Source organism: Polaribacter sp. IC066, assembly GCF_007997085.1.
Classification (GTDB): domain Bacteria; phylum Bacteroidota; class Bacteroidia; order Flavobacteriales; family Flavobacteriaceae; genus Polaribacter.
On record NZ_VORR01000090.1, the window covers coordinates 1 to 6,153 of the forward strand.

5 protein-coding genes are annotated in these 6,153 nt (G+C 29.4%); 3 read left to right on the plus strand and 2 right to left on the minus strand.

The genetic code is table 11. From position 1 onward, the window contains the following. The coding region (locus tag ES044_RS19105; RefSeq protein ID WP_223269086.1) for a hypothetical protein at positions 1 to 196 on the plus strand (196 nt) is incomplete at its 5' end. 102 nt (positions 197 to 298) lie between these two features. Here the strand turns inward: ES044_RS19105 and ES044_RS17645 are convergent. Both ES044_RS17645 and ES044_RS17650 read right to left on the minus strand, forming a co-directional pair. After that, complete coding sequence (locus tag ES044_RS17645) at positions 299 to 1,561, minus strand: PAS domain-containing protein (protein ID WP_147120654.1); 1,263 nt, start codon at positions 1,559 to 1,561, stop codon at positions 299 to 301. 663 nt (positions 1,562 to 2,224) lie between these two features. Continuing rightward, positions 2,225 to 2,632 (minus strand): response regulator, encoded by a 408-nt coding sequence (locus ES044_RS17650; protein ID WP_147120653.1) that lies wholly within the window; start codon positions 2,630 to 2,632, stop codon positions 2,225 to 2,227. 667 nt (positions 2,633 to 3,299) lie between these two features. On the opposite strand from ES044_RS17650, the gene ES044_RS17655 reads away from it, so the two are divergent. Both ES044_RS17655 and ES044_RS17660 read left to right on the plus strand, forming a co-directional pair. Continuing rightward, the gene (locus tag ES044_RS17655; protein WP_147120652.1) at positions 3,300 to 4,649 is read left to right on the plus strand and encodes a UDP-glucose dehydrogenase family protein; all 1,350 of its coding nucleotides are present in this window, start codon (positions 3,300 to 3,302) and stop codon (positions 4,647 to 4,649) included. Between the two features lie 7 nt (positions 4,650 to 4,656). Continuing rightward, positions 4,657 to 5,595 carry a UDP-glucuronic acid decarboxylase family protein gene (locus tag ES044_RS17660; protein ID WP_147120651.1) on the plus strand — a complete coding sequence of 313 codons (939 nt, stop codon included), beginning with the start codon at positions 4,657 to 4,659 and terminating at the stop codon, positions 5,593 to 5,595. Positions 5,596 to 6,153 lie beyond the last annotated feature (558 nt).

The window sequence follows — 6,153 nt, forward strand, 5'->3', positions numbered from 1 at the left end:
TAAGGCAGAATGTCTTGAAGTAAGATTACATCAAAGGCTCATCGCATTACTTATTGCTATTCTTACCATTGTGGAAGAACTATTTCCCGAGGTAGATTCTCGAAAAATGATGACTAGGATGATAGCTGATTCTGATTATTTTCACAGGATCAAAAGAATTTTTGAGCCAGATCCTAACTTAAAACTAACCGAATAGTAGCTTGAAAAGTTAGTTTTGGAACAAAAGCAATAAACTTTTAATGATCAAGTGTTTAACTTACTTAAAGTCACTCAAAAAAAAATCTAAATCTCAATGTTCTTACGTTCTTTGGAGGTGCGAAACTTGAGTATTATCTATTAAATCTCTATATTTTTTTTCACTTCCTTGCAGTAACTGCTGATTTATTTTAATTTCGGTAATATCTTCTTGAATAGCGAAAAAATTAATTGTTTTTCCGTTTTCATCAAAAACAGGCTGACCTTTTAATTTTACCCAATACCCTTTGCCCGTTTTGTTATAATTATAAACTTCACATGAAAAAGGTTTAGAATCCTTAATTTGTTGCCTCATATAAGCAATTGTCTCTAAATCTGTTTCTTTTCCTTGTAAAAAAGAGCCAGGAGATTTACCTTTTATATCATGAAAGGTATAACCAGAGAACTCTTCGAAAGCTTTATTTACCCATTCTATGTTTCCTTCAACATCTGTAATAATAACAGCATTCATTGTTTCTTTAACAATGATGGATAGCTTCTCTAATTCTTGTTGATATTTTTTTTGTTTGGTAACATCTCTGGCATACATATTAATATAACCCTCTTTATGAAACGCTAAACAAACAAAAGAATAATCTTTTCCGTTAGCACTGCCTTCAAAACTCCACTTTTCTTTTTTCTCATCAATTATAGCGGCAATTAATTTATAGAATAAATGAATAAGATATGTTTTACCTTCATATGTAATAAATTCGAGATGTGAAGCTGCAGAATTAGAATGCATTAAATCTCCCTGAAAATCAATCCTTATATTAGGATCAAGACTTTGTTTAGAAAATAAAGGACGATCATAATCATCTTTATTTTCTACTTTTAAAAGGCTATTCTTCTTTTCTAATTTCGCTAACACCTCTTCATCCTCTACAAATCCCTCATTTTTCGGGGTATTATTTTGCGCTCCGTAAAATAAATCAACAAGCGGATCATTCTTTGCAAAATCGTCAATTGCTAAATTATTTTCGGCAATTTGTTCTATTGAGCTAAAACAAGGAGAGCCTAAAAATAATATTTCATCGGTATGCTCCATATATTCCAACTGACCGCGTAAGATCAAGTTTTTATCCGAAGATAAATTTATAACAATCAGTTGGTCTTGTAAAGAAATTAAATCATTAAACGACTTTATGCTTGTTTGTGGACTTGAAATGGAGAAGAATTGATTGATATTTTGTGGTTTGTGAAAATCACACAATTTATTCAGAGATTTCCCTAAAGCAATAACATTTAAATATTTATTTATTAAAATGTAAAAAGGAAATAGTCTGTTAATTTGAATTTCGTTAAAAGATTGGGGGCTTAACATCATTTTAATTATTTTATCCAATGGGGTTTATATTGTCACAGCTTTATAATTATTTATTTTCTTGGTATTTTACTATTTTCATTAGAGCACAATATTTTTTCAAGAACAACTTCACTACATAATTTTATTAAAACTATTTCGACATTTTACAGCTGACAATGGATTTTTTTAAGCGCATAAAAATTTAGTTTTAAAATTTTTAATTTACTTATCAATATAAAATTTGTTTGTTTTTAATATTATATCAAACAAACTTATGCTAAACAATCAAGAATGTTACGAAGATAACTCAAAAGAAGATTAGCACGGTAAAAAGAAGAACCAGGGTAATATATGGGCTCATTAGAGAACAAATGTAATTTTTTAAAGAATAAGTGTTTTTTTTCTTTAGTGAAACTAACATCAGGTTTTCTGATTAAATTTTATAAAAGCAAATACTTATTTTCGTAATAGCTATTCAATATGTAAAGTTAATTTACTGAAAATTTTAAGCTTTCAAATACTTTTCAAAAGCGTAAACAAGAAAGTAAACGAAAGAATCTCTATAATTTATATTCGAAAGATAGCAAAATCAGTAGTTTATTAAGCATCAATTATATTCGCTTTAAAAAAAAGACAGTTTCACAACAACAAACCCCGTTTTCAACAGCGAGATTGTGGCTTGAATTAAATCGTCATACAGCTGCAAATAATTTGAATAAGTTGTTCTTCATTAAAAGGTTTCGACAAATAATCATTCATGCCAACAGCCAAACACTTTTGCCTTTCTTCTTCTGTATCGCTTGCTGTTAAAGCGATTATAGGTAGCTCTAACTTTAATTTTTCTCTGATGATTTCTGATGCTTGATATCCGTTTAATACAGGCATTTGTAGATCCATCAAAACTAAATCACATATGTTATTTTTTAAATAATGTACTGCCTCTTCGCCATCACCAGCCTCTACAACAACTACTTGATACTGGTTTAAAATAACATTTGCTACCATTCTATTCATCATATTGTCATCCACCACAAGTATTTTTTTTTCTTTTAAATGATCAACCTGAAAAGCGATATTATTTTTTTCCTCCATACTTTTTTTTATTTCCTTATGCTGTTACTTTTGCATCCATAAAAAACCATGTTTTTTTTTGAATTAACGTTAATTAAAATTCAGATTTTTTTGTAAAAATTTAATAATTTCTATTTTTTATTTAAATAGAATATCAAGTATTTATTTACATAGATTAGAAAAAAGCTCTGTTCTATTTTTTTAAAAATAGGCTATCATCAGATGCAATTCGATTAGATAGAATTCTAAAAGTTCTATAATAGTTGCACAAAACTTTAATCTAATCTCTTTAATTTTTACAAATTAAGAACTTCTAGTTCAAAACAAAAATAATAAAATATATTCTCTTTAAGTCAACTTTAAGATGCAATTTAAAACTTAATTGTTTGGTTAAACGTTGTCATTTAAGCAATTTAAAACGGAGTGATCCCTATGACAAAAACCCTTTTAACATATGATTATCAGTAAATTAAATATTTACACTCTTTTAAACATACCTGCTAACAAAGCAAATCTCAAAACAATTATTGCCAAGAAAAACAAATACATAAAATTAAATACGTCATATCAATTATTAAAATATCTATAAATTATAACTCATAAATTATTCATATTTTGTATTTTGATAATCTTACTTTGAGATATTTTTGTATATTTAGAATGAATAAAAAATCCAAAATTAAAAGGTATGAAAGTTACGATTGTTGGAAGCGGGTATGTTGGTCTAGTCACTGGCGCTTGTTTTTCTGAAGTAGGTATTAATGTTGCTTGTGTGGATATAGATCAAAAGAAAATAGAAAATTTAAATAATGGAATTATCCCAATTTATGAACCTGGTTTAGAAGACATGATTACCAGAAACATGAAAAAGGGGCGTCTTAGTTTTACAACTAATATAGCCGAAGCTCTAGAAGATTCTGAAGTATTATTTATTTCGGTTGGCACGCCACCAGATGAAGATGGCAGTGCAGATCTAAAATATGTACTCGCTGTTGCAAGAGATTGCGGAAAACATATGAATGACTATATGCTTGTTGTAACTAAAAGCACCGTGCCCGTAGGAACCTCTAAAAAAGTAAAAAAAGCACTTCAAGAAGAATTAGACAAAAGAAATGTTGCTATAGAATTTGATGTTGCCTCAAACCCCGAATTTTTAAAAGAAGGAGCCGCCATTAATGACTTTTTAAAACCAGACAGAATTGTTGTTGGTTTAGATAGCCAAAGAGCAGAAGACCTAATGAAAAGTCTATACAACCCTTTTACTATGAATGGTCATCCTGTTATTTTTATGGATATTATTTCTGCAGAAATGACTAAATATGCAGCAAACGCGATGCTTGCTACCAAAATTAATTTTATAAATGACATTGCTAATTTGTGTGAAATTGTTGGTGCCGACATTAATAAAGTAAGAAAAGGTATTGGATCAGATTCTAGAATCGGACCTAAATTTATTTATCCAGGAATAGGCTACGGAGGTTCATGTTTTCCAAAAGATGTACAAGCTCTTATAAAGACTGCAAGCGAAAATAATTATGAATTACAAGTACTAAAGGCGGTTGAAGCTGTTAATAAGTATCAAAAACTTGTATTATTTAATAAGATAAACACTTATTTTAAAGGAGATTTAAAAGGTAAAACGATTGGTATTTGGGGCCTTTCCTTTAAGCCACAAACAGATGATATGCGAGAAGCACCATCCTTATATATTATCGACAGCCTTTTAAAAGCGGGTGCAAATGTAAAAGCCTACGACCCTGTTGCAATAGAAGAAGCTAAACATCATTTTGGTGATACTATTACGTATTGTGATGAACAATATGAAGCCTTAATTGATGCCGATTGTATGGCAATATTAACGGAATGGCCAGAATTTAAATTCCCGAGTTTTAAAATCATAAAAAAACTATTAGTCAACCCTGTTATTTTTGATGGTAGAAATATTTTTGATAGAGAACAAATTAATAGAAATGGTTTTGAATATTTTTGTATTGGTGTTAATAATACGGAAAATAACGAATCTTTAAATTTAAACTAAATCCATAATGATTAGAAAAAAGATTCTTGTAACCGGCGGCGCTGGTTTTGTTGGTTCGCATTTATGTGAGCGTTTATTAAACGAGGGAAATGAAGTTTATTGTTTAGATAATTTTTTTACAGGGCAGAAAAAGAACGTTCTGCACCTGTTAGACAATCCTTATTTTGAATTAATTCGTCATGATGTTACATCGCCCTTCTTTATTGAAACCGATCAAATCTACAATTTAGCGTGTCCGGCTTCTCCAGTTCATTATCAATATAACCCCATAAAAACGATGAAAACATCTGTTATGGGAGCTATTAATATGTTGGGTTTAGCAAAACGAGTTGGTGCTAGAATACTGCAAGCTTCTACAAGTGAGGTGTATGGAGATCCTTTAGTGCACCCTCAAAACGAATCTTATTGGGGTCATGTAAACCCAATTGGAGATCGTGCTTGTTATGATGAAGGAAAAAGATCTGCAGAAACGCTTTTTGTAAATTATCACAAACAAAATAAAGTAGATATTAAAATTATAAGAATTTTTAATACCTACGGCCCTAATATGCATCCTAATGACGGTAGAGTTGTTTCTAACTTTATTGTGCAGGCACTTCAAAATCATGATATCACCGTTTATGGTGAAGGAAACCAAACGCGTAGTTTTCAGTATGTTGATGATTTAGTGGAAGGTATGATTAGACTTATGAATTCTAGAGATGGTTTTACCGGCCCAGTAAATGTTGGCAATCCTCATGAATTTACGATTCTAGAATTAGCCCAAAAAGTAATAGAACTTACTGGCTCTAAATCTAAAATTATTTATAAGCCATTACCATCAGACGACCCGATGCAAAGACAACCTGATATATCATTGGCTAAAAAAGAATTAGATTGGTCTCCTAACGTACAATTAGAAGAAGGTTTAACAAAAACAATCAATTTTTTTAAGACTGTTATTTAACTTTGGTTTTCAAATCAATCAAAATATAAAAGTTAGATAAATATAGCACGGTTCAGCCAATATTAGATAAATGTTACTCCGATTTCTTAAAAGGCATTAAAACAGCTACATAAAAATCGGAATAACTTTATTTTTTTTCTGTATGCGTAAGCGTTCATTAAGCAGATTAGATTTTTCAATATGCATACTTTTTAAACTTGTTTAAAATGTGCTAGTCAAATAAAAAAGTTTTGAGAGAAATTTAAGTCACTAGACCTACAATTTTAAAATATTCGTTAACTATTTATTCGTTTCTAAAAAATAAAGCTTTGCTCTAACTTTAAAATTAATTTTAAAAAAATAATTTATGTTGATTCATATAAAAAACTAGTCTTTACAAAGCTTAAAATATTACAATTTCATAATTGGGTTTATCCATTTATAGTATTTATGTAACTATTCAGCGGATGTTTAGTGGTTGTTAACAATTTGATTTATTTTATCCACAATTTTTTATTTTTAGTCATTCTATTTCAAAAAAAGCAGTTGTTTATGCACATCGGTTGATAAGTGTGTGAT